Below are 22,697 nucleotides of genomic sequence, written 5' to 3'. Positions count from 1 at the left end.
GCACATCGCAGGAGAAGATCGTCGAGGCCCTGCGCGCCTCGCTCAAGGAGACCGAACGGCTCCGGCAGCTCACCGCCACGGCCGAGGAGCCCATCGCGATCGTGTCGATGAGCTGCCGGTTCCCCGGTGGCGTGCGCTCCCCGGAGCAGTTCTGGGACCTGCTGGCCGGCGGGACCGACGCCATCTCGGAGTTCCCGGACGACCGCGGCTGGGGCGCCGACGGGCGCGGCACCGGCGAGGTCCGCCACGGTGGTTTCCTCTACGACGCGGCGGATTTCGACCCCGCGTTCTTCGAGATCTCCCCGCGCGAGGCGCTCGCGATGGACCCCCAGCAGAGGTTGCTGCTGGAGACGTCGTGGGAGGTGCTCGAACGCGCCGGGATCGATCCCCGCACCCTGCGCGGCAGCCGGACCGGCGTGTTCGCGGGCGTGCTCAACAACGAGTACGGCTCGCGGCTGCGGTCGATCCCGCCCGGGGTGGCCGGGTACGTCGGCAACGGCAGCGCGGGCAGCATCGCCTCCGGCCGGGTGTCGTACACCTTCGGCTTCGAAGGCCCGACCCTCACCGTCGACACGGCGTGCTCGTCTTCGCTGATCGCACTGCACCTGGCGTGCCGGTCGCTGCGACAGGACGAGTGCACCCTCGCGCTGGCCGCCGGGGTGACGGTCATGGCCACGGCGGGCACGTTCGCCGAATTCGGCCGCCAGCAGGCGCTCGCCCCCGACGGCCGGTGCAAGACGTTCGCCGACTCCGCCGACGGCACCAGCCTTGCCGAGGGCGCGGGAGTGCTGCTGCTGGAACGCCTTTCCGACGCCCGGCGCAACGGGCACCCCGTGCTGGCGGTGGTGCGCGGCTCGGCGATCAACTCCGACGGCGCCTCGAACGGGCTGACCGCGCCCAACGGCCCTTCGCAGCAACGGATGATCCGGCAGGCACTGGCGAACGCGCGGTTGACCGCCGGCCAGGTCGACGCGGTCGAGGCGCACGGGACCGGCACGACCCTCGGCGACCCGATCGAGGCGCAGGCCATCCTCGACACCTACGGGCAGGACCGCGAACGCCCGCTGTGGCTGGGATCGGTGAAGTCCAACATCGGCCACACCCAGGCCGCGGCCGGGCTGGCGGGCGTGATCAAGATGGTGCTCGCCATGCGGCACGGCCTGCTGCCGAAGACACTGCACGTCGACCGGCCCTCCACCCACGTGGACTGGTCGGCCGGGGACGTCCGGCTGCTCACCGAAGCACGCGACTGGCCGGAGACCACCGAGCCGCGCCGGGCCGGGGTGTCGTCGTTCGGGGTGAGCGGCGCCAACGCGCACGTGATCCTCGAAGCCGTCGAAGAACCCGCAGCGGAGCCGAGGAAATCTGCCGCCCCGGTACCCCTCCCGGTGATCCTGTCCGGCCGCGACGTCGCGGCGGTCCGCGAGTCGGCGCGGCAGGTGCGTGCGGCCGTGCGGGACCTGGAGCCCGCCGACGTGGCCTTCTCCCTGGCGACCACGAGAGCGGGCTTGGAACGCAGGGCCGCGTTCGTCGCCGCCGACCGGGACGAGTTGCTGCGCGGGCTCGACGCCATCGCCGGCGGCGGATCCATCGGAACCGCGATCACGGACGGCCGGTTGGGTTTCCTGTTCGCGGGCCAGGGTTCGCAGCGGGTGGGGATGGGTCGTGAGTTGTCGGCACGGTTCCCGGTGTTCGGTGCGGCTTTCGATGAGGTGTGTTCCCGTTTCGGGTCGTTGCGGGAAGTCGTGTGGTCTTCGGAGGACGTGCATCTCACCGGGTTCACGCAGCCGGCGTTGTTCGCGTTCGAGGTCGCGTTGTACCGGTTGTTGGAGTCGTGGGGTGTCGTCGCGGATGTGCTGGTGGGGCATTCGATCGGTGAGCTTGCTGCGGCGTATGTGGCCGGTGTCTGGTCGCTGGATGACGCGTGCCGGGTGGTGGCGGCTCGCGGGAAGTTGATGCAGGCGTTGCCTTCGGGTGGTGCGATGGTGGCGGTGCAGGCTTCGGAGGCGGAAGTGGTTCCGTTGCTGTCCGAGGGTGTCGGTATCGCCGCTGTGAACGGTTCTTCGTCTGTGGTGATCTCCGGTGGGGAAGAAGCGACCCTGGCGGTCGCCGCGGAGTTCGCCGCGCTCGGTCGCAAGGTGAAGCGACTGCGGGTGAGTCACGCGTTTCATTCGGTGTTGATGGAGCCGATGCTGGCCGAATTCCGTCGTGTGCTTGAGGGTGTGGAGTTCCGGGCGCCGTCGAAGGTGCTCGTGTCGAACCTGTCGGGTGTGGTGGCGGGGGAGGAGCTGTGCTCGCCGGAGTACTGGGTCCGGCATGTGCGGGAGCCCGTCCGGTTCGCCGACGGGGTCGCCACGGCCAGGGCTCGCGGGGTGACCACTTTCCTGGAAATCGGGCCGGGTGGCGCGTTGACGGCGATGGCGGACGAGGGCGCCGTCGCGGCACTGCGCGCGGATCGCCCGGAAGCCCCCGCGCTCATGGCCGCCTTGGGACGGTTGTTCGTCCGCGGGGTGCCGATCGACTGGGCGCCGCTGTTCGACGGCGCCCGCCGCGTCGACCTCCCGACGTATCCGTTCCAGCGCGAGCGTTACTGGCTGCGGGACGGCTCGGCCGAACCCGCCACCTTCACCTCGGTGGTGGAGATCGCCGGCCGCGATCGCTTCGTGTGCACCGGTGAACTCTCGCTCGCCGGGCAGCCTTGGCTGCGCGAGCACACCGTCCACGGAGCGGTCGTCGCGCCCGGCACGGCACTCGTCGACTTCGCGCTGCAGGCCGCGGCCCGGATCGGCTCGGGCCGGCTCCACGACCTCGTGCTCGAAGCCCCGCTCGTGGTTCCTTCCGAAGAAGTGGTGGAACTCCAGCTGACCGCGGACGAGCCGGACGGATCCGGGCGCCGCGAGCTGAACCTCTTCGCGCGCCAGAGTGACGGGCCATGGACCCGTCACGCGACCGGTTCGCTGACGGCGGCAGGAGATTCTTCCTCCTTCGACGCGATGCACGAGTGGCCGCCGCGCGACGCCGAACCCGCGGACATCGACGAGATGTACGGCCGCTTCGCCGACCACGGCATCGAGTACGGGCCCGCTTTCCGCGGTGTGGAAGCGATATGGACGCGCGGCGAGGAGATCTTCGCCGAAATCCGTTTGCCCGGCGGGCGAAACGGCGGCCAGGGAGTGCATCCGGCATTGTTCGACGCCGCGCTGCACGCCGCGGCGCTGGCGGAGTACGCGGGCAGCGGGCTGCCGTTCGCCTGGCGGGGGGTGACCCTGCACTCGACCGGCGCCACCGCGCTCAGGGTCCGGATCACGCCGTCGGCACCGGAAGGGATCTCGCTGCTCGCCACCGACGAGGGCGGACGTCCGGTGCTGTCGATCGGCTCACTGGTCCCACGGCCGCTTCCCGCCGGCCACGACTCGCTCTTCACCCTCGAATGGAAGCCCGCGCGGCTCGGCGAAGCAGCGGAACAGGTCACCGTCGTCGAGGAGTTCCCGGCCGGTGACGGCACCGTCGGAGAGATCCACGCGGCGACTCGACGCGCACTGGACCTGATCCAGGCTTGGCTGGCCGAGGACCGGCCCGAGCGGCTCGTGTTCGCCACCCGCGGCGCGGTCTCCACCGGACCGCACGACCGGCCGGATCTGACGAACGCCGCGGTCTGGGGCCTGGTCCGGTCGGCGCAGACCGAACATCCGGGCCGGTTCCGGCTCGTCGACCTCGACGAGCGGGGGACCGTGCCCGTTTCGGACGAACCGCAGCTGGCGGTTCGCGGCGACGCGGTGCTGGTGCCACGGCTGAGCAGGGCCGTCCTGCCGAGCGACCCGGGCGGCCGCGAACGGCGCGGCAAGGTGCTGATCACCGGGGGGACCGGTGGCCTCGGGCTGCTGGTGGCCCGGCATCTGGCCGCCGAGCACGGAATCCGCGACCTCGTGCTGCTCAGCCGCACGGGCACCGTGCCGGAGGGCATCGACGCCGACGTCGAGGTCATCGCCTGCGATGTCGCCGACCGCGCGGCTCTGGCCGACGCGCTGTCCCGGGTGGGACGCGTCGGCATGGTGGTGCACGCGGCCGGGATCCTGGACGACGGCGTTGTCGGCGGCCTGTCCTCGGACCAGGTCGACCGGGTGCTGCGCGCGAAGGTCGACGGCGCCCTGCACCTCGAAGAGCTCACCGACGACGACACCGAATTCGTGGTGTTCTCTTCGGCCGCCGGTGTCTTCGGCGGAGCGGGCCAAGCGGGCTACGCCGCGGCCAACGCCTTCCTCGACGCTTTCGCGCAGTCCCGCCATGCCCGCGGCCTCCCGGCGACGTCCATGGCCTGGGGCCTGTGGGAGCAGGGCGGGATGGCAGGCGGCCTCGGGGCGAACGACCTGGCCAGGATGACCAGAGGGGGCACCGCCGCGCTGACTGCCGAAGAAGGTCTCACGCTCTTCGACGCCGTGCTCGCATCGGACCACCCCGCCCTCGTCCCGATCAAGCTCGACCTCACCGTCCTGCGTGACCAGGCCGAGCCCCACCCAGTGGTCCGGGACCTGGTCCGGGTTCCGGCCCGGACTCCGGCACCCCGCCCCACCGGCGTTCCCGGCGAAGCCGAACTGCTGGACCTGGTACTGACCGAAGTCGCGGCCGTCCTCGGCCACGGCGGCGCGGACGCCATCGACCCGGACCGGGCCTTCAAGGAACTCGGTTTCGATTCGCTGACCGCCGTCGAGCTGCGCAACCAGCTCAACGCCGCCCTCGGCCTGCGGCTGACCGCGACGCTGGTCTTCGACCATCCGACGCCGGCCGCGCTGGCCGAACATCTGCGCGGCGAACTGCACGGCACCGCGCCGGAGCGTGTGGTGACGGCACGCCAGGCGCCTGCGGACGACGATCCGGTCGTCATCGTGGCGATGAGCTGCCGCTATCCGGGCGGTGTCACCTCGCCGTCGGAACTGTGGGACCTCGTCGCGGCAGGCCGGGACGCGATCACGCCCTTCCCGGCGGACCGCGGGTGGGACGTCGAGGGGCTCTACGACCCCGACCCGGACCGCCGCGGCCGGTCTTACGTCCGCGAAGGCGGGTTCCTGCACGACGCGGCCGAGTTCGACGCGGCGTTCTTCGGCATCTCGCCGCGCGAAGCCATCGCGATGGATCCCCAGCAGCGGCTGCTGCTGGAGATCACCTGGGAGCTGTTCGAGCGCGCCGGGATCGACCCGCGCTCGATGCGCGGCAGCCGGACCGGCGTGTTCACCGGGATGATGTACCACGACTACGCCGCCCGTCTCCTGGTCGTCCCCGAGGACGTCGAGGGCTATCTGGGCAGCGGCAACGCGGGCAGCGTCGCGTCCGGCAGGCTCGCCTACACGTTGGGGCTCGAAGGCCCCGTGCTCACGATCGACACCGCTTGCTCGTCTTCGCTGGTGGCACTGCACCTGGCGGCGCAGGCCGTGCGGCAGGGGGAGTGCGACTCCGCCATCGCCTCCGGCGTGACGGTGATGGCGACGCCCGCGGCGTTCGTGGACTTCAGCCGCCAGCGAGGACTCGCGGTGGACGGCCGGTGCAAATCCTTCGCCGAAGCCGCCGACGGGACCGCTTGGGGCGAGGGCGCGGGTGCCGTGCTGGTGGAACGGCTGTCGGACGCCCGGCGTCTCGGCCATCCGGTGCTGGCGGTGGTGCGGGGGAGCGCGGTCAACTCCGACGGCGCGTCGAACGGCCTCACCGCGCCGAACGGCCCGTCACAGCAGCGAGTCATCCGTCAGGCGCTCGACAGCGCGGGCCTGGCCGCCCGCGACGTCGACGCCGTGGAAGCCCACGGGACCGGCACCACGCTGGGTGACCCGATCGAGGCACAGGCGCTGCTCGCCACCTACGGCCAGGACCGCGAACACCCGCTGTGGCTGGGCTCGGTGAAGTCGAACCTCGGGCACACGCAGGCCGCGGCAGGTGTCGCCGGGGTCATCAAGATGGTGGAAGCCATGCGGCACGGCGTGCTGCCCGAGACCCTGCACGTGGACGAGCCGTCCTCCCATGTCGACTGGACGGCCGGCGAGGTCGCCCTGCTCACCCGCCGGCAGGAGTGGCCTGAGGTGGACCGAGCGCGTCGCGCCGCGGTGTCGTCCTTCGGCATCAGCGGTACGAACGCACACGTCATCCTCGAAGCCCCACCCGCCGACGTCACCGTGCCGGAGCCGCGCGACGACGTGGCCGTGCCGGTGCTGCTGTCCGCGAAGAGCGAGCAGGCCTTGCGTGCGCAGGCCGAGCGCTTCCGGCTCGTGGCCGATCAGGACCTGGCGGGTATCGCGTGGTCGTCCGCGACCGGCCGGGCCCTCTTCGACCACCGGGCGGTGGTGATCGCCCGTGACCGCGCCGATCTGGAGCGCGGCCTGACCGCGATCGCGACCGGCACTCCGGCCGCGCAGGTCCGCGTCGGCGTGCCCGAACCCGGCGCGGTCGGTTTCCTGTTCTCCGGTCAGGGTTCCCAGCGAGCCGGTATGGGCAGGGAACTGGCCGCCCGGTTCCCCGTGTTCGCCAAGGCCTTCGACGAACTCTGCGGCGAGTTCGGCCCGCTGGCCGACATCGTGTGGGAAAAGCCGGAGCTGCTCGACCGCACCGAATTCGCCCAGCCCGCGCTGTTCGCGTTCGAGGTGGCGCTACACCGGCTGCTCGAATCGTGGGGCGTGCGGGCGAAGATGCTGGCCGGTCACTCGATCGGTGAACTCGTGGCGGCCCACGTCGCCGGGCTCTGGTCGACGGCCGACGCCTGCCGGGTGGTCGCCGCCCGCGGGCGGCTGATGCAGGCGTTGCCGGAAGGCGGCGCGATGGTCGCGGTCGAGGCCACCGAAGCCGAGGTGGTGCCCCTGCTCACCGGGCCGGTGAGTCTCGCCGCGGTGAACCGGTCCTCGGCGGTGGTCGTCTCCGGAGCCGACGGGGAGGTCTCCCGGATCGCCGAGACCGTCCGCGCCTGGGGCCGCCGGACCAAGCGGCTGCGGGTGAGCCACGCGTTCCACTCGCCGCTGATGGAGCCGATGCTGGCCGATTTCCGCCGCGTGCTCGACGACGTCGAGTTCCGCGAGCCGTCGACGCCCATCGTGTCGAACCTGACCGGCCAGGTGGGCGGCGAGGAGCTGCGCTCACCCGAATACTGGGTCCGGCACGTGCGCGAGACCGTGCGGTTCGCCGACGGCGTGGCCGCGGCACAGGCCGCGGGCGTGACGACCTTCGTCGAGATCGGCCCGGACGGGCCACTTTCCGCGCTGACACCGGGCGCCACCGCGCTGCTGCGGGCCGACCGGCCCGAACCGGAATCGGTGCTGGCCGCGCTCGGCGCCCTGCACGTCCGCGGCGTCGGCGTGGAATGGCCCGCGGTTCTCGAGGGGTCCGCGGCCCGTCGCGTCGAGCTGCCCACTTATCCGTTCCAGCGCAAGCGTTTCTGGCTGGACGCCGAGCCGGCCGCGGTCGGCCCGGCCGTCGAGCCGGAAGAAGTCGTCGTCGCCGATCTCCGCCAGGAGCTCGACGCACTGGACCACGACGGCCGCGACAAGGCGGTGCTGGATCTGCTGCGGGCGGCCATCGCGGCCGTGCTGGGCCACGACTCACCGGACGAGGTGCCGCCGGAGGCCGACTTGCTCGACCTCGGCTTCGCTTCGCTGACCGCGGTCGAGCTGAGCAACCGGCTGGCCACCGCGACCGGTCTGGATTTGGCGCCGACGCTGGTCTTCGACCACGCGACCCCCCTCGAGCTCATGCGCTACCTGCGTGCCGAGCTGGCCACCCCGTAAGAAGGAAGAGGAATCATGGACACGCTGAACTCGCCCGGTCCGCAGCCCACCTCGACGGACTGGAAGGTCCTGTGGCAGGACGACTTCGACGGCCCGCGGGGCGCGCCGCTCGACCGCGACCGCTGGAAGGTGATCACCGGCAAACCGTGGGCGGCGGGGATCGAGTCCTACGCGGACGACACCGGCCACCTGAGCCTGGACGGCGAAGGCCACCTGCGGATGACGGCCACGCACAGCGAAGAGGACGGCTACGTCTCGGCCTGGATCGAGACGGTGCGCGAGGACTTCGTCCCGGCGCCGGGCGGCGCGCTCAAGATCGAGGCCGTGGTCAAGACCGCTCCGGGACTGGGCCTCGACTGCGCGATGTTCGCGTGGGCGAACCGGATGCGTCACCTCGGGGAGACCGAGCCGCTGCAGGGCTGGTACCTCTCCGGCGAGCTGGACATCTTCGAAGTGGTCAACTCCGAGCCCGCCAACGTGTACGGCGTCGTGCACTCGCCGGAGTGCCACCAGCTGCCGTCACTGGGGATGGGCACCGCCACCGCCACGCCGGACGGGCGGCCGCTGAGCGAGGACTTCCACACCTACTCCGTCGTGTGGACCCGTGACCCGGACTCGATCACCTGGTACCTCGACGGCCGCGAGTACCTGCGGCTCACCCCGGCCGACACCACGCCGAAGGGCTGGCTGTTCAACCAGGAGGTCTTCGTCGGCCTGCTCGTGGTGGTCGGCAGCCCCGGCGGTCCGGTCATGCCCGGGGAACCCGACCCCGCCGCCTTCCCGACGACGATGCTCGTCGACCGCGTAACCGTCGCGGAGGTGGCGCCGCCCGCCTGACCCGGCCCAAGTACGTGAAGGCCCCCTTCACTGCGTCCAGCGCAGTGAAGGGGGCCTTCACGCACTTGGGTGATCGGTCAAGTCGGCATCAACCGGGCGACCTGAGCCACGACTCCCGCCAAAGCCTTCACCGCACGGCGGCGGAACCGCTCAGCTCCAGCCGCCCACTGTGGATCTCGTCGACCAGGGCCCGCGTGAGGTCGAGATCCGCCCGCAGATGGGCCCGCAGGTGCCGCATCTCCACCAAGGCCACGCGCGGCACATCGCGTCCGGTCAGCGCGTCGTACTCGGCCTGCGACGCCGCGAGCCTGCCTTCGAGCAGTACGCATCGATGTTCGAGCCTGCTCGCGGCGTCCTCCGCTGTCAGCAGGGACATGAACGCCAGTGCGGCGCAGTAGACGGGGTACTCCGGGGTGAGGGTGACCAGCAGCTCGCGCAACCGTTCGCGGGCGAGTTCGCGGCCCGGCGCGGTGATCGAGTAGACGGTCCGTTCGGGGCGCCTGCCGTTCCGAATCGTCTCGACCGGCTCGATCAGCCCGGCCTTCGCCAGGGTGTCCACCGTGTTGTACAGCGCGCCGTGCGTGACCTTGACGATCTGGTCCAGCCCCTGTTCGCGCATCCGCTGCCGCAGCTCGTAGGCGTGCTGCGGCCGATCGGTGAGCAGGCGCAGCACCGTGAGGCCCAGCGCAGTGAGAGTCCGCACTCCTGCTCCCGTGACTTGGTCCGGCAAGTATAGTCTGATTGTACTATTTTGCTCGGACGGCTTCAGGGGGCGACGGACATGGCTGCGCGGGACGTGAAGCTCCCCACCGGACACCAGGAAGACGCGGAGATCCGCGTCGAGCGCGATTTCATGGAGCATTGCCGCGCGAAGCTGACCCGCATGCGCGGCGAGGTCACCGCGATGCTCGACAGCGGCGCGGCCGAGGGCGACGCCGTCACGGACAAGTACTTCAACCACGCGCTGCGCGAGTTCCGCAAGCAGGTGGTCAAGGACCTGTCCGGCTTCGACGACGTGCCGCTGTTCTTCGGCCGCCTCGACTACCCGGCGGGCGACGTCTTCGACATCAAGGCCGACTCGGTCCGCGGCGGTGACTCCCACACGCGCACCGAGGACAGCGACCTCGTCTACGTCGGCCGTCGCGGTGTCCGCGACGAAGACGGCGAGCCCATCGTGATCGACTGGCGCGCGATGCTTTCGCGCGCGTTCTACGAAGCGTCCTCCGGTGACTCGATGGGCGTGCGTGTCCGCCGCCGGTACGGCTTCGACCAGAACGGGGTGCTCACCGCCTACGAGGACGAACCGCTCACCGGCGAGGTCCGCTCCGGCGACGGGGGCGGCCTGCTGGCGGCGGAGATCGAGCGCCCCCGCCAGGGGCCGATGCGCGACATCGTGGCCACGATCCAGCCCGAGCAGATGCGCCTGGTCCGCGCCGCCGTCGATCAGACGCTCTGCATCCAGGGCGCGCCGGGCACCGGCAAGACCGCGGTGGGCCTGCATCGCCTGGCTTATCTGCTGTTCGCCGAGCGGGACAGGCTGCGCAAGGAAGGCGGCGTCGCCGTCATCGGCCCCAACAGCTCGTTCCTCGCCTACATCCGCAACGTCCTGCCCGCCCTGGGCGAGATCGAGGTCTCCCAGGTCACCATCGACGACCTCACCGGCGCGGGCCGCACGGTCGGCCGCGTCGACGACCCGGCCGCGGCGCATATCAAGGGCGGCCTGGAGATGGCGGAGGTGCTCCGGCGCCACCTGTGGTCGCAGATCACCCGGCCGACGGAGCCGCTGGAGCTCAAACACCAGCACCGCACCTGGCGGGTGTCCGTCGAGGAGCAGGCCGACGAGCTCGAGGACGTGCTCAGCAGGCGGACCGGCTACGGCGCCGGCCGCGAACTGCTCGTCCAGCGCCTGGCGCACCGCGTGCTGCGGCAGATGGAACGGGTCGGCCGCGCGGGGACCACGCTGACCCAGCTTTGCCGCAACAGGGCGATCGGCCAGGCAGTCCGCGGGATGTGGCCTGCCATCGACCCCGCGCGCCTGGTCTTCGACCTCCTCACGGATCCGGACCGGCTGGCCGCCGCGGCCGACGGCGTCCTGTCGCCGGAACACCAGCGGACGATCTTGCTCAGCCCGCGTCCGCGCAGTGTCAAGGCGATGGTCTGGTCGACGCTCGACCTCGCCCTGCTCGACGAAGCCGCGGGCCTGGTCGATCGGCCGGTCCGGCTGGGGCATATCGTGATCGACGAGGCCCAGGATCTCAGCCCGATGCATTTCCGGGCGATCTCCCGCCGGGTCGCGGGTGCCTGCACGGTGCTGGGAGACCTGGCACAGGCGACGAGCCCCTCGGCGGTGCGCGACTGGTCGGAGGTGCTCGCCCATCTCGACCGTCCCGGCGGGCGGATCGAAGTCCTCGACCGCGGCTATCGCGTGCCCGCCGAGGTGCTGGACTACGCGGCCCGTCTCCTGCCGCATATCGCCCCGGATCTGACGGGCCCGACCTCCTTCCGGCACAGCGCGGACGCGCTGCACGTGACCCGGACGAGCGCGGACAGGCGGACCGAAACGCTCGTCGAAGCGTGCGAAACCGCGCTGTCGCGGGAAGGTTCCGTTTGCCTCATCGCCGCCGACGAAGAGATTCCGGAACTGCATGCGATCTTGACCGCCGAAGGCATCACGCACACGGTCCTCGGCGGGGATGTCCTGGAGGCGGAACGCGTGACACTCGCCCCGGTGACCCTGGCGAAAGGTCTTGAATACGACACGGTCCTGGTCGTCGAACCGAGCCGCATCGTCGACGCGGAACCCCGCGGGCTCCAGCGGTTGTACGTGGCACTGACCCGTGCGGTGAGCAGGCTTCACGTCGTGCACGCCCAGCCGCTCCCGGCGGCTCTCGACGGCGAACGAGTGCTGGCCGAAATCCATTAGGCCACAGTGGAATCCGCGGTGGTGCGGGTTCCGGGGACGACCGTAAGGGTCGGCTAGGGGTGGGGGAGGATTCAGCGGCTGGTTAACGTGAGTGAATCGTTGAGGCGATTCTCCTTGTCGGCGAGATCTCATGAATTCTGGATGTGGAATAACAATGAATTCTGTCAATGTTCTTGTCGTGGGCGCCGGTCCCACCGGTCTCACACTGGCCTACGACCTCGCTCGGCGAGGTGTCCCGGTGCGCATCATCGACCGGGACGCGAAGTTCACCACCGCGTCCCGCGGCAAAGCCGGGATCCAGCCCCGAACCCAGGAAGTGTTCGACGACTTCGGCATCGTCGACCAGGTCATGCGGGTGGGCACCACCCGGTTGCCGTTCCGGCGGTACCACCGCGATCGGATCGTCAGTGAAGCCGTCCCGTACGAGGCCAACGATCCGCGGCCGGACGCGCCGTACCGGCGGCTGCTGTTCGTCCGCCAGTCACTGGTCGAGGGGATCCTCCGGGATCGCCTCGCGGAAACCGGGCACACGGTCGAGTCCGGGGTCGAACTGCTGCGGTTCGAGCAGGGCCCCGAAGGGGTGAAGGCGACGCTCGGCTCGGCGGAAGGATCCGAAGAGGTCACCGCCGACTACCTGGTCGGATGCGACGGCGGGGCGAGCACCGTGCGCAAGGCGCTCGGGCTGGAGTTCCGCGGGTTCACCGAGGAGGACCGCAAGCTGCTCGTCGGGGACGTCGAGGTCGACGGGCTGGAGCCGGACGCCTGGTACCAGTGGTACGACATGGAGCGCGGCATCCTCCTGCTGTGCCCGCTCGCGGACACCGGCACCTGGCAGATCCAGGCGTCGCCGCCGATGGACGCCGACGGCACGCCGATGGGTCCTTCACTCGAGGCGTTGCAGTCCGCGGTGGACCGGATCACCGGGATGCCGATCCGGCTCGGCAACCCGACCTGGATGTCGACCATGAAGCGGAACGTGCGGATGGTCGACACCCTGCGCGTGGATCGTGTCTTCCTGGCCGGGGACGCGGCCCACGTGCACCCGGTCACGGCCGCGCTGGGCGCGAACACCGGAGTGCAGGACGCGTACAACCTGAGCTGGAAGCTGGCCAGGGTCCTCGATGGTGCCGACGACGGGCTGCTCGACACCTACGAGCGCGAGCGGGTGCCCATCGCCGAGTGGACGCTCAAGACCGCCTGTGACGCGGGCGACCTGATCTTCGAGGCCATGCTGGCAGGCAAGGGCGGCGCCGAAAAGGGGCTGACCGAGGAGTCCTTGCAGCTCGGCCTGAACTACCGCGAAGGCCCGCTCAGCCGCGACCTCGTCGACGGCGGTGCGCTCCGCGCGGGTGACCGGGCGCCCGATTCGCCGTGCCCGGGGGCGAGCACGCTGTTCGACGTCTTCCGCGGCCCGCATTTCACCCTGGTGGGTGTCGGCGCGAGCACCGCGCCGGCGCTCGCCACCGTGGCCGACCGGCAGCCCGGCGACGTGCGGACCGTCCTCCTGACCGAACATCCCGAGGCGTACGCCGCGCCGGACGACCGGCTCGTCCTGGTGCGGCCGGACGGCTACATCGGTCTCATCGCGCCCGCGGACGACGCGCAGGCGGTACTCGGCTATCTGTCCGCACTGGACGGTTTCGCACTGGTGGAGGACTGATGTACCGGCCCGAGTACTTCCGCGCCCCCGATCTGGAGGCGCAGCACGACCTCATCGAGGAGTACCCGTTCGGTCTGCTCACGCTCTCCATGTTCGGTTCGCCCGCCGCCGTGCATCTCCCGTTCGTACTCGACCGGGACTCCTGGCCGTACGGCAAGCTGCGTGGTCACCTGTCACGGGGCAATCCCATCGCGAAAGCGTTGTCCGAGAACGTCGAGGTGCTGGTCGCTTTCACCGGTCCGAGTTCGTACATCTCGCCCGACCACTACGAAAGCCAACCGCATTTCCCCACCTGGGCTTACGCGGCGGTGCACGTGAAGGGGCGGCCACGGCTGCTCGACGACGCGAGGACGGTGCGTCAGCTGACCGACCTGATCGCCGATCAGGAGGCTCGTTTGGCTCCCAAAGAACCGTTCGTGCTGCCTCGTCAGTCCTCGGAGCTTTTCGACGAGTATCTGCAACTCATCCAGGGCTTCGAGATCTTCATCGGCCGGATCGACGGCATCTTCAAGCTGGGGCAGAACAAGACACCACGGGACATGGCCGCCCAAGCGAAGGCATTTCGGGCACGGGGCACCGAGAGTTCGGTGCGCATGGCAGAAGCACTGGAAAAGCACAACCCGTTTCCCAAATATTCATGAATGGGGTAAACACGGACGCTTTAGTCGACGGGCGTGAATCGACTGCCGCATATCAATAGCTCAAATGGGTGATAAGCGAGACTGCTCTGTGTAACCTGACATCCCGGCTACTCCTCTGGTATCGTGATCAACACGAAGCATCGGGACTGGATCGCATTTCCCGATGACTGGGGTGTGCCTGGGGTCTCTTGGCCGGCGATTAAGCCGGTCTGACTCCGCTGTGCAAAATAAATGTGCCGTGGGGGTCTTTGTGGTTGCGCTGGTCGAACGTAATCGGCAATTGACGACCTTGGAAGGGATGGTGAAGGCCGGCCTCGGCGGTGTCGTGACGGTGCGCGGTTCCATCGGCAGCGGGAAGACCGTGCTGCTGGCGGAATTCGCCCGGCTGGCCGCCGAGGGCGGAGTGCGTTGTGTCACGGTCACGGCCGCGTCGAGCGGTACGCGGCACTGGAATCTGACGGCCGAGGTCGCCGCCGCGGCGGGGCATCGAGGCGCCGACCCGATGGCGGCGCTCACCGAACTGGTCGCGCAGGGGCCGCTGGCCGTGTTCGTGGACGACCTGCACCGGGTGGGCGCCGCGCCGGTGGAACTGCCCGCCGCCGCGGCGCGGTTGAGCGCCCTCGGTGTGCTGGTCGTGCTGGCCGGTGATGTCGAGGCCACGCCGTCCTGGGCCGCGATGTACGCGGAACTGTTGCGGCTGCCCGGTTTCCGGTCGATCAGACTGCCGGCGCTGACGCCGTCCGGGGTGCTGGAAGTGTTGTCCGGCCACCTGGACGGCCCCGGCGACCCCGGGCTCGTCGACGAGGTGTACGCCATGACCGCCGGAAACCCGCTGCTGGTGCGCGCTCTCGTGGAAGACCTGCTCGCGGTGGACGCGGAGGACCGGCTGCCGGTGGCACCGGGCCACGCCTTCCGCGAGGTGGTGTCGGTCTGCCTCGGCCGGATCGCGCCGCAGGCGGCCGAGCTCGCGGAGTGCGTCGCCGTGCTCGGCGACACGACGGATCCGGCCGTGCTCGCCACCGTCCTGGGCGTCGACGAGGCCTCGCTGCCCGCGCTCGTGCGCGCCCTGGGCGGTATCGGACTGTTCGCCGACGGGGACGTTCCCGCGTTCCGGTCGCCGGGGCTGGCCGCCGCCGTGCGGTCCGTGGTCGGTGCCGGCCGCGCCACCGATCTGCGTGTCCGCACGGCTTCCGCGCTGCGCTCGCGCGGCGCGGACGACGGCGAGGTCGCGGCGCTCTTGTTGGCAGCGGGCTGCGCGCCGGACGAATGGGGGGTCACCGCGTTGTTCGACGCCGCGGCACGCTGCCTGGACGAAGGCGATGTCGAGCTGGCGCGCCGATACCTGCACCTGGCGGCCCATCCCCGTCCCGGCCGCGAGTCGTCCGGTGTGGACGCCCGCGCGATCTCGCTGGGCTGGCTGCTCGATCCGGCGACCGTGCCGCGCTGGCTCGGCGGTGCCGTCGAGGCCGTCGAAAACGGCGGATTCACCGCCCGCGAGGCGATCATGCTGGCCGGGCAGCTCCTCTGGCACGGCTGGTACGACGAGGCCGGCCCGATCCTCGACTGGCTGGCCACGAACGAGGACAAGTTCGCCCCGGACGACGCCGCGGATGTGCAGACCCTCTCGCTGCACATCGCGATCACCCATCCGGGGATGACCGGCCACCTCGCCTCCGTCGATCCCGAGCAGGCCCGCAACGACGTGGTGACCAGGGCCAGCGACGCGCTGCTGCATTCGATGCACGTCCTGCGTGCCGTGATCGTCAACGGCCCGAGCGAAGACCTGGTGCGCGAGGCGTTGCGCCTGCTGGAAGTCTGCGCCCTGCGCCGGATGCCGCTCGAACCGTGCCTGTTCGCGCTGCTGTCCCTGGTCTACGCCGACGAGCTGGGCAGCGCCGCGCATTGGTGTGATCAGCTGCTCGAAGAGGCGGAGCGGCGCGGGATCCTGTCGTTGGAGGCGACACTGCTGGGTTCCCGCGCGCATATCGCGTTGACCGCGGGCGATCTGCCCGCGGCGGAGACGCACGCCCGGCGGGCGCTCGAAGTCCTGCCCGCGGAAGGCTGGGGCACCGCCATCGGCGGCCCGCTGGGCGTGCTCGTCGCCGCGCTGGTGGGGATGGGCCGGTTCGAGGACGCGGCCGCCGAACTCGGCAGGCCGGTGCCCGCCGCGATGTTCCGCACCGTGTGGGGCCTGCGATACCTGCGTGCGCGCGGCTACTACTACCTCCACACCGGGGGTTTCCGTGCCGCGCTCGGCGACTTCCGGTCGATCGGTTCGCTGATGGCCGAATGGGGGCTGGACAGCCCGGTCCTGCTGCCATGGCGGTCCGACGCCGCCGAGGTCCACTTGCAACTCGGCGAGGGCGGGGAAGTGGTGCGGCTGCTGGACGAGCAGGCGAGCCTGCCCGGCGGTGACTGCGGCAAGCTGCGCGGGGTCGAAGCCCGTATCCGGGCGAGCAACACGGATCGGGGAGACCGGAGCCGCGCGCGGACCGCCGCGGTGGCGGTCGAGCATCTGGAAGCGGCGCAGGACCGGTTGGAACTGGCCAAGGCGCTGGCCGTGCTGGGCGACGCCCACCGCGCCTCCGGGGACGGCCGCCGGGCACGGATGGTCACCCGCCGGGCGCTGCACCTGGCCACGTTGTGCCGTGCCGAGCCCTTGGTCTCCGGGCTCACCGGACAGCAACGGCCCGCCCGCGCCGGAGCCACGGGTGCCGAACAGGGACTGGAATCGCTCAGCGACGCCGAGCGGCTCGTGGCCGAATTGGCTTCCTGGGGCAACACCAACCGGGAGATCGCCCGCAGCCTGCACGTCACGATCAGCACGGTCGAACAGCACCTCACCCGTGTCTACCGCAAGCTCAACGTGAGCCGGAGTGATCTGCCCGCCGACCTCGGCCTGCCGACACAGGCGGGGCCTTCCACCCGGCGCGATCTGCAGAGCCGGGTGGAGGCCTATGCCCGTTCCGCCGCATCGCCGCAGGGCCGATAGGAGCCGGCTGGTGGCCTGCGCCGGAGGTTCGGGCGCTGAAATCCGCCGATATCGGGCGTTCAAGTGACGCGAAGGGAGCTTTCCCCGCATGCGATGCGGGGAAAGCTCCCTTCGTCCGAATGACCCGCTCCGCCCGCGTCACCGCAGGGCCGATAGGAGTCGGGTAGGGGTCGTCTAGGGGCGGCCGGAATGGTGACGGTGACGCGGTGGCGGCGACATAATCGTTTCCGGTAACGGCCGTGTCGCGCCGCGACCGCAGTGCTTCGACATCTCGTACGGAAATTTGCCACCTTTCGTTCCCGGAATTGGGGGCCTTGCCTCGTGAGCACGACCGATAACGTCGATCCGGCGGAATTCCCCGCGTATCCGATGGCCCGGGGTTGCCCGTTGCACCCGCCCGCGGAATACGCGGACATGAGCACGCGGCGGCCGGTCAGCCGAGCGGTTCTTCCGTCGGGAAAACCGGTCTGGCTGGTCGCCAGTCACGAGCTGGTCAAAGAGATCCTGACCGATCCGCGGGTCAGTGCCAACCGTTTCCTCGGCGGATTCCCGCATCAGTTCCGCCGGGTGCAGACCGCGGCGCAGCAGACCGAGCAGATGAAGAAGGGGTCCGCCGTCATCGGGCGGGCGTTCGGGGTCGACGGCCCCGAACACGCCGAGCGCAAAAGGCTGGTCGTCCCGGAATTCACGGTGCGGCGGGTACAGGCGTTCCGGCCGCGGATCCAGGAGATCGTCGACGACGTGCTGGACGAGATGGTGGCGGAGGGCAGCCCGGCCGAACTGATGTCGGCGCTCGCGCTGCCGGTGCCGTCCCGCGTCATCTGCGAACTGCTGGACGTCCCCCAGGAGGACAGGCAGTACTTCCTCGACCGGACGACCACGATGGTGGACCAGTCCAGCACGGTCGAGCAGCGTCTGCAGGCCAACCTCGACGTGCTCGGCAAACTCGACGGGCTGATCAAGGCCAAGGAGGCCGACCCGGCGGACGACGTGCTGGGCCGGATCGTGCGGCGCAACGTCGAGCTGGGCGTGCTCGGCCACGACGAGATCGTCGGCGTGGCGGCGTTCCTGCTCATCTCCGGGTTCGAGACCACCGCCAACATGATCTCGATGGGCACCCTGGGGCTGCTGGAGAACCCCGACCAGCTGGAGCTGCTGATCGAAGACCCGGGCCTGGCCGGAAGCGCGGTCGACGAGCTGCTGCGCTACTTCAGCGTCTCCGACCCGGCCGGTTCCCGCGTCGCCCTCGAAGACATCGAGATCGGCGGCGTGACGATCCCCGCCGGTGAAGGCGTGATCGCGCTGGCCGGGGCGGCCAACTGGGATCCGTCGGTCTTCGACGAGCCGGAGCGGCTGGACATCCGGCGCAAGGCCCGCGGTCACCTGGCCTTCGGGCACGGTGCCCATCAGTGCATCGGGCTGCATCTGGCCAGGCTGGAGCTGGAGGTCGTGTTCGGCACGCTGTTCCAGCGGCTGCCCGGCCTGCGCGTGACCGCACCGGTGGACGACCTGCGCTACAAGGTCGGCGCGAACATCTACGGCGTCCACGAGGTGCCGGTCGCGTGGTGAAGTCGACGGAGCGCACCATCGTGTTCGACGAACTGGCCGGGCAGTACGACAACACCGGCGTCGAGTTCTTCGGCCCGATCGCGCACAAGCTGCTCGAACTGCTCGGCCCGAGGCCGGGGGAGCACGTGCTCGACGTGGGATGCGGCCGGGGCGCGGTGCTCTTCCCGGCCGCGGCCGCCGTCGGCCCGGAAGGGTACGTACTCGGGATCGACATCGCGGAGGCGATGGTCACCGCGACCGCCGCCGACGTGGCGGCGCGGGCCCTCGACCACGTCGAGGTCCAGGTGCTCGACGGCATCGCCCCCGAGCTGCCCGCCGCGTCGTTCGATCTGATCACGGCGAGCATGAGCGCCGCGCATTTCCCGGATCCGTTCGCCACCGCGGTGAATTACGCGCGGCTGCTGCGGCCAGGCGGCGGGATCGGGATGACCGGGCCGGTGCCGCCGCCGGCCCTGTCCGAATGGGACCTTGGCGCGCTGCGGGTCGACCGGATCATCGCCGCGGCCGATCCGGCGGCGCTCGCCGCGGCGCATCCCCGAGTGGCCGCGCTCTACGGCGAGTACCCGTTCGGCAGGCCCGGCCGGATCTGCGACGCCCTGCGCGCAGCCGGGTTCACCGAGGTCTCCGAACAACGCCACGACGTGGTGCTCACGGCGCCGACCGCGCAGGCGCTGATCGACTGGACCTGGTCCAACGGCTTGCGCGTGTACTGGGAACTGGTGCCGGCCGCCCGGCGCGAGGAGGTGGCCGCGGAACTGGCCGCCGAGCTGACCGCGCACGCCGGGGACGGGCCGGTGACCGCGGTGTACCCCGTCTTCCACTACCTCGGGCGGCTGCCCGCGACCGGAGGAGCGAAATGACCACGATGCCGTCATGGCGGAGCCTCGGCCCCGATCCCGGCGGGCCGATCGTGCTCGCGGTGGACTACGCGGCCACCGGCCGCCCGGAGGCCGCGTTCGGCGATCTCGCCGTCGGGCACCCGGTGTGGGAGACGGTGCAGCCGCCACTCGGCGCGGAGGACGGCTTCGATCTCGCCGACTACGTGGACGGCTGGGTCGCGGAGATCCCCGACCGGCCCGTCGAGGCCGTGCTCGGCTACTGCGCGGGTGCCGCGTTCGCGGGAGAGCTCGCCGCCCGGCTGTCCGAGCGTGACGGCCGGGCGGTGCCGCTGCTGCTGTTCGATCCCGAATCGCCGACACCGCTGACCATGTACTACCAGTACCGCAAGGTGGTGGAGAGCCTGGCGGCGGTGCTCGGCGCGGAACGGACCGCGGCCGCCGTCGCGGACGGCGACCGGGCCATGGCCGAGGCCGACGGCGTCGAGCAGGTGGGCGCGGCGCTCGTCCGGATCTTCGTCGGCGCCGCGCGGGCCGCGTGCGCCGAAGCGGGCCTGGAGGACGAATACGTCGACGAGCTCACCGGCACTTACCGCTCGTTCGTCCGCTACCTCACCGCGGCGTCGCAGGCGGATCACCGGAAGCGCTGGGCCGGGGCGTACGTGTTCAGCTCGGCCACACCGACCAGCGGCCTGAATCCGCTCGACCCCGTCGCACGGGCGGAACTCACCGACCGCGAGCTGCGCTTCGACGTCGAGCACGCCGATCTGCTGCGCACGACGGCGGTCGCGGACGCCGCCACCGAGGTACTCGCGAAGGGGAGGGTGGCACGGTGACCGGCATCGACGCGCTGCACGACACCACCGGCCAGGTGGTCGCGGACCTCGTCGCCGATCCCGGCGGTGGTCTGTACCCCTCGGTGTACGAGACGGGGCGGCTGGTCTCGCTGGCGCCGTGGCTGGCCGGGCACGACCGGCGGATCGAATTCCTGCGCTCCGCGCAGCAACCGGACGGGGCGTGGAGCGGGCCGGGCACGGTCGCGCTGGTCCCGACGCTCAGCGCGGTGGAGGCCTTGCTCGCCGCCGGCCAGAGCGGCGCCGTCGTCGATGAGGGGCTGGCCGCCGCCACCCGCCTGCTGGCCGAGGTGGAACGCGACGGCCTGCCGGAGACGCTGATCCCCTTCCTGATCGTGCCCGCGCTGGTCGCGGACATCAACGCGCGCCTCGGTCACGAACGCCTCGTCCTGCCCGAGAGTCTCGACCCAGCGGCGCTGACCGCGCTGCGCACCGACGGCTGGCGGAATCCGGTGTCGGCCTTCTATCTGGAGATCGTCGGGCCCGCCGCCGTGGGCTCGGCCGCGGTGACCCCGGTGAACGGCGTGATCGGCTGCTCGGCCGCGGCGACCGCGGCCTGGCTCGGCCCCGAGGCCCCGGAGCCGGGCGACGCGTCCGCGGATTTCCTCGTGCGCACCCAGTCCCTTTTGGACGGTCCGGTCGCCGGGCTGACCTCCATGACGTACTTCGAGCGCGCGTGGTCCTATCGGGTGCTGGCCGCGGCAGGCGAGGAACCGGAGGCCATCGCGCCACTGCTGGCCGGTCTGCCCGGCGACGTCGGCCGGACGGGCGCGCCCTCCGCGCCGGGAGCGGCGGCCGACTCCGAATCCGCGGCGCTGCTGCTGCTCGCCGAGGCCGATCGCACCGGCGAGATGGCCGAGCCACAATGCTTGTGGGAGTACGACCGGGACACGCATTTCCTCACCACCGTGCCGGTCGGCGCGCCGTCGGTGATCAGCAACGCCCGCGTGCTCGAAGTGCTCGACCGGTACCGGCGGCAGGACCCGCCGGACGCCGATCGCTACGCCGACGCCGTGGCGCGTGTCGCCCGTTACCTGGAGGAGAACCAGCGGCCCGACGGCGCCTGGCACGACCGCTGGCATGTTTCTCCTTACTACGCGACGTTTTCCTGCGGAGCCGCGCTGTCCGCCGCCGGTATCGGTGAACCGCTCGACCGGGCCGTGGCGATGGTGCGGGCGGGACAGCACGCGGACGGTTCGTGGGGGGTACGCGGAGGCACGGCCGAGGAGACCGCGTACGCCGTGCTGCTGCTGGCCTCGGTTCCCGGAGACCACCAGGACGCGATCGCGGGCGGGGTCGCTCACCTCGAACGCACCGGTACGACGGATCCCCATCCGCCGTTGTGGGTCGGCAAAGACCTGTACGCGCCGGTGAACCTGATCCGCGCCGCGGTGCTGGCCGCCACGAAGGCGGGCCGGCGGTGAGCGGGAAGAGCGGCGCTTGCCCGTATCCGTTCCAGCAGGCGGAGCGGCTCGAAACCGACCCGCGGTCCGCCGCGCTGCGTCGAGAGGCCCCGGTCAGCCGGGTCACGCTGCCGTACGGCGGCGAAGGATGGCTCGTGGTCGGGCACCACGAGGTGAAGACCGTGCTGTCCGACCGCCGGTTCAGCCGGGCCGCGCTGGTCGGTGCCGACGTGCCGAGGGTGACCCCGCGGGTGATGACGAAGACCACCATCCTGACCATGGATCCGCCGGAACACACGAGGTTGCGGCGGCTGGTCGCCCCCGCGTTCAGCCCGCGTGGCATCGAGGCGCTGCGCCCCCGCGCGGTGCGGTTGGCCGAAGGGCTGGTGGATCGCATGCTGGACGCGGGGCAACCCGCCGACCTAGTGCGTGATCTGGCCAAGCCGTTGCCGAGCGCGTTGATGTCGGATCTGCTCGGACTGCCCGCCACCGACGAGGAGAAGTTCTTCGGCTGGGCCGAAATCATGGTCAGCGGCGCCGGGCTGGCGCCCGCCGAGATCCTCGCCACGATCGGCGAACTGGACAGCTATCTGACCGGCCTGGTCGCCGAGCGCCGCCGGGAACCGCGCGACGACCTGCTCAGCGTCCTGGTCGCCGCGCGCGACGAGGGGGATCGGCTCAGCGAGCAGGAACTGGTCGGGATCAGCGTGACCCTGCTGCTGGCCGGCCTGGAGACGACGACCAACCAGATCGGCAACTTCGCCTGGCACCTGCTCAGCCGTCCCGAGCGGATGGCTTGGCTGCGCGAAGACCTCACCAGGCTGCCGGGCGCGGTCGAGGAGATGTTGCGCTTCACCCCGATCGCGACCAGCGCCGGGTTCACCAGGGTGGCCACCGAAGACGTGCCGCTCGGCGGTGTCACCATCCGCGCTGGTGAAGCGGTGCTGGTCGATCTGGATTCGGCCAATCGTGACGAGGCGGTGTACGACGACACCGACGAGCTACGGCTGGACCGGGTGGGGCAGCCGCATCTCGCCTTCGGTCACGGCCCGCATTTCTGCCTGGGCGCGCAACTGGCCCGGATGGAACTCGTGGTGGCGCTGACCGCGCTGCTGGAGCGGGTACCCGGCCTTCGGCTGGCCGTGCCGCCCGGAGAACTGCACTGGCATACCGATCGTGTGGTCCGCGGTCTGCGGGAGCTGCCGGTGCGGTGGTGACGGCGTCG

The 22,697-nt window shown here is 70.9% G+C and carries 11 protein-coding genes and 1 pseudogene; 11 read left to right on the top strand and 1 reads right to left on the bottom strand.

Annotated elements, in window-relative coordinates; translation table 11 throughout:
• Positions 1-17: 17 nt before the first annotated feature.
• Together AVR91_RS32490 and AVR91_RS32485 are read left to right on the top strand one after the other, a co-directional pair.
• Positions 18-7,721, top strand: a pseudogene (locus AVR91_RS32490) (SDR family NAD(P)-dependent oxidoreductase); the annotation flags it as partial.
• 51 nt (positions 7,722-7,772) lie between these two features.
• Positions 7,773-8,594, top strand: a complete 822-nt coding sequence (locus AVR91_RS32485) for a glycoside hydrolase family 16 protein (protein ID WP_063274584.1) — start codon at positions 7,773-7,775, stop codon at positions 8,592-8,594.
• Positions 8,595-8,721: 127 nt separating this feature from the next.
• Here the strand turns inward: AVR91_RS32485 and AVR91_RS32480 are convergent, their stop codons facing one another.
• Positions 8,722-9,297, bottom strand: coding sequence for a PadR family transcriptional regulator (locus tag AVR91_RS32480; RefSeq protein WP_063274583.1), 576 nt, complete (start codon positions 9,295-9,297; stop codon positions 8,722-8,724).
• 78 nt (positions 9,298-9,375) lie between these two features.
• On the opposite strand from AVR91_RS32480, the gene AVR91_RS32475 reads away from it, so the two are divergent.
• The 9 genes from AVR91_RS32475 to AVR91_RS32435 all read left to right on the top strand — a co-directional run bounded on the left by AVR91_RS32475 (position 9,376) and on the right by AVR91_RS32435 (position 22,689).
• The gene (locus tag AVR91_RS32475) at positions 9,376-11,517 is read left to right on the top strand and encodes a HelD family protein (RefSeq protein ID WP_083737805.1); all 2,142 of its coding nucleotides are present in this window, start codon (positions 9,376-9,378) and stop codon (positions 11,515-11,517) included.
• Positions 11,518-11,647: 130 nt separating this feature from the next.
• Positions 11,648-13,177 (top strand): FAD-dependent oxidoreductase, encoded by a 1,530-nt coding sequence (locus tag AVR91_RS32470; protein ID WP_323807903.1) that lies wholly within the window; start codon positions 11,648-11,650, stop codon positions 13,175-13,177.
• On the top strand, positions 13,177-13,818 hold the full coding sequence (locus tag AVR91_RS32465; protein ID WP_063274581.1) for an FMN-binding negative transcriptional regulator: 642 nt from the start codon (positions 13,177-13,179) through the stop codon (positions 13,816-13,818). The genes AVR91_RS32470 and AVR91_RS32465 overlap by 1 nt, the downstream gene beginning before the upstream one ends.
• Positions 13,819-14,116: 298 nt before the next feature.
• Positions 14,117-16,810 (top strand): helix-turn-helix transcriptional regulator, encoded by a 2,694-nt coding sequence (locus tag AVR91_RS32460; RefSeq protein WP_063274580.1) that lies wholly within the window; start codon positions 14,117-14,119, stop codon positions 16,808-16,810.
• Positions 16,811-17,131: 321 nt separating this feature from the next.
• Positions 17,132-18,379, top strand: coding sequence for a cytochrome P450 (locus tag AVR91_RS32455; RefSeq protein WP_228709404.1), 1,248 nt, complete (start codon positions 17,132-17,134; stop codon positions 18,377-18,379).
• A complete protein-coding gene (locus tag AVR91_RS32450; RefSeq protein ID WP_063274579.1) occupies positions 18,373-19,239 on the top strand; it encodes a class I SAM-dependent methyltransferase in 867 nt (288 codons plus the stop codon). The genes AVR91_RS32455 and AVR91_RS32450 overlap by 7 nt, the downstream gene beginning before the upstream one ends.
• Positions 19,236-20,051, top strand: a complete 816-nt coding sequence (locus AVR91_RS32445; protein WP_063274578.1) for a hypothetical protein — start codon at positions 19,236-19,238, stop codon at positions 20,049-20,051. The genes AVR91_RS32450 and AVR91_RS32445 overlap by 4 nt, the downstream gene beginning before the upstream one ends.
• Positions 20,048-21,493: a prenyltransferase/squalene oxidase repeat-containing protein gene (locus AVR91_RS32440; RefSeq protein ID WP_063274577.1), complete on the top strand. Its 1,446-nt coding sequence runs from the start codon at positions 20,048-20,050 to the stop codon at positions 21,491-21,493. Before AVR91_RS32445 ends, AVR91_RS32440 begins: the two co-directional genes overlap by 4 nt.
• Positions 21,490-22,689, top strand: coding sequence for a cytochrome P450 (locus AVR91_RS32435; RefSeq protein ID WP_063274576.1), 1,200 nt, complete (start codon positions 21,490-21,492; stop codon positions 22,687-22,689). The genes AVR91_RS32440 and AVR91_RS32435 overlap by 4 nt, the downstream gene beginning before the upstream one ends.
• The last annotated feature ends 8 nt before the right edge of the window (positions 22,690-22,697 follow it).

The sequence above is a fragment of the Amycolatopsis keratiniphila subsp. keratiniphila genome (assembly GCF_001620365.2).
Taxonomy (GTDB): domain Bacteria; phylum Actinomycetota; class Actinomycetes; order Mycobacteriales; family Pseudonocardiaceae; genus Amycolatopsis; species Amycolatopsis keratiniphila.
The sequence above is the reverse complement of the archived record's forward strand: the minus strand, read 5'-3'. Positions and strand labels throughout refer to the sequence as shown.

Bases quoted from the DNA above. Each gene is read 5' to 3' on its own strand.
- AVR91_RS32470 (WP_323807903.1), top strand. From the start codon at position 11,648: ATGAATTCTGGATGTGGAATAACAATGAATTCTGTCAATGTTCTTGTC.
- AVR91_RS32485 (WP_063274584.1), top strand. From the start codon at position 7,773: ATGGACACGCTGAACTCGCCCGGTCCGCAGCCCACCTCGACGGACTGG.
- AVR91_RS32465 (WP_063274581.1), top strand. From the start codon at position 13,177: ATGTACCGGCCCGAGTACTTCCGCGCCCCCGATCTGGAGGCGCAGCAC.
- AVR91_RS32475 (WP_083737805.1), top strand. From the start codon at position 9,376: ATGGCTGCGCGGGACGTGAAGCTCCCCACCGGACACCAGGAAGACGCG.
- AVR91_RS32460 (WP_063274580.1), top strand. From the start codon at position 14,117: ATGGTGAAGGCCGGCCTCGGCGGTGTCGTGACGGTGCGCGGTTCCATC.
- AVR91_RS32445 (WP_063274578.1), top strand. From the start codon at position 19,236: ATGACCACGATGCCGTCATGGCGGAGCCTCGGCCCCGATCCCGGCGGG.